Here is a 704-nt window from a genome sequence, read left to right as displayed (position 1 = left end):
GATGCGCACCGCGTAGTCCACCACCTGCGGATCGACGGTGATCGCCGCCACCGCCTTCTGCAGCGCCACCACATCGGCGCCACTGAGCACGCGCGGCACCTGCGCCAGGTTGAAGTCGCTGGCGGTGCGGCCGGTGGTGATGGCCTGCACCATCTGCTTCTCGTCCTCCAGCTGCGGGTAGTCGATCAGCACCTTGAGCAGGAAACGGTCCAGCTGCGCTTCGGGCAACGGGTAGGTGCCCTCCTGCTCGACCGGGTTCTGCGTGGCCAGGGTCAAAAACGGCGGGCTCAGCGCGAAGCCGCGGCCTTCGATCGTCACCTGGCCTTCCTGCATCACTTCCAGCAGCGCCGACTGGGTCTTGGCCGGGGCGCGGTTGATCTCGTCGGCCAGCAGCAGGTTGGTGAACACCGGGCCGCGGCGGATCTTGAAGCTCTCGGTCTTCGGGTCGTAGACCGCATGGCCGCTGACGTCGCTGGGCATCAGGTCCGGGGTGAACTGCACGCGCGCGTAATCCAGCTCCAGCGCCTGCGCCAACGCGCGTACCAGCAGCGTCTTGCCCAGTCCCGGCACGCCTTCGATCAGCACATGGCCGCCGGCCAGCAGCGCGATCAGGATCTGGTCGAGCACATCGGCCTGGCCGATGAAGGCCTGGCCGACCGCCTCGCGGATGCGTTCGACGCGCTCGATCAGCCCGGCGTGGCCCG

At 68.3% G+C, this 704-nt stretch carries 1 protein-coding gene; it reads right to left on the bottom strand.

The window, feature by feature from the left end:
- The coding region (locus tag JCM9942_RS17405) for an AAA family ATPase (RefSeq protein ID WP_256202433.1) at positions 1-704 on the bottom strand (704 nt) is incomplete at both ends.

It is taken from the genome of Stenotrophomonas pictorum JCM 9942, from assembly GCF_001310775.1.
GTDB lineage: Bacteria > Pseudomonadota > Gammaproteobacteria > Xanthomonadales > Xanthomonadaceae > Stenotrophomonas > Stenotrophomonas pictorum.
Note: the sequence above shows the minus strand (reverse complement) of the source record. Positions and strands in the feature narration are given on the sequence as shown.